The organism is Ruminiclostridium cellobioparum DSM 1351 = ATCC 15832 (genome assembly GCF_000621505.1).
GTDB lineage: Bacteria > Bacillota > Clostridia > Acetivibrionales > DSM-1351 > Ruminiclostridium > Ruminiclostridium cellobioparum.
Genome location: NZ_JHYD01000087.1, coordinates 1 through 1,317 on the forward strand (window position 1 = coordinate 1; position 1,317 = coordinate 1,317).

The window sequence follows — 1,317 nt, forward strand, 5'->3', positions numbered from 1 at the left end:
TTTGGGTCAAACCCTCGACCTATTAGTATCAATCAGCTTAATACATTACTGCACTTACACTCTTGACCTATCAACCATGTAGTCTACATGGGGTCTTACCCTTACGGTGGGATATCTCATCTTGAGGTGGGTTTCACGCTTAGATGCCTTCAGCGTTTATCCCTGCCGAACTTGGCTACCCAGCTGTGCCATTGGTATGACAACTGGTGCACTAGAGGTTCGTCCATCCCGGTCCTCTCGTACTAAGGACAGATCCTCTCAAATATCCTGCGCCCGCGACAGATAGGGACCGAACTGTCTCACGACGTTCTGAACCCAGCTCGCGTACCGCTTTAATTGGCGAACAGCCAAACCCTTGGAACCTGCTACAGCTCCAGGATGCGATGAGCCGACATCGAGGTGCCAAACCTCCCCGTCGATGTGGACTCTTGGGGGAGATAAGCCTGTTATCCCCAGGGTAGCTTTTATCCGTTGAGCGATGGCAATTCCACTTTCATACCACCGGATCACTAAGCCCTACTTTCGTACCTGCTCGAGGTGTCTCTCTCGCAGTTAGGCTACCTTATGCCTTTGCACTCAATGCGCGATTTCCAACCGCGCTGAGGTAACCTTTGGACGCCTCCGTTACTCTTTGGGAGGCGACCGCCCCAGTCAAACTGCCCACCTGACAGTGTCCCTGAACCAGTTTATGGCTCCAGGTTAGAGTTCCAGTACTTTTAGAGTGGTATCCCAACGTCGACTCCTTAATGGCTGGCGCCACTAATTCTCAGTCTCCCACCTATCCTGTACAAAAAATACCGAAACCCAATATCAAGCTACAGTGAAGCTCCATGGGGTCTTTCCGTCTAGTCGCGGGTAACTTGCATCTTCACAAGTACTACAATTTCGCCGGGTACGTTGTTGAGACAGTGCCCAAGTCATTACGCCATTCGTGCGGGTCAGAACTTACCTGACAAGGAATTTCGCTACCTTAGGACCGTTATAGTTACGGCCGCCGTTTACTGGGGCTTAAGTTCATGCCTTCGCTTGCGCTAAGCAATTCCCGTAACCTTCCAGCACCGGGCAGGCGTCAGCCCCTATACTTCATCTTTCGATTTAGCAGAGACCTGTGTTTTTGATAAACAGTTGCTTGGGCCTATTCTCTGCGGCCTCTATCTCTAGAGGCACCCCTTATCGCTAACTTACGGGGTCAATTTGCCGAGTTCCTTAACAACGCTTCTCCCGCTCGTCTTAGGATTCTCTCCTCACCTACCTGTGTCGGTTTGCGGTACTGGTACCTTTAATCTGGATAGTGGCTTTTCTCGTCAGTGTGGAATC

1 rRNA gene is annotated in these 1,317 nt (G+C 50.9%); it reads right to left on the reverse strand.

Going from position 1 to position 1,317, the window contains the following annotated elements:
* Positions 1-2 precede the first annotated feature (2 nt).
* A 23S ribosomal RNA gene (locus T344_RS0119425) occupies positions 3-1,317 on the reverse strand; the annotation flags it as partial.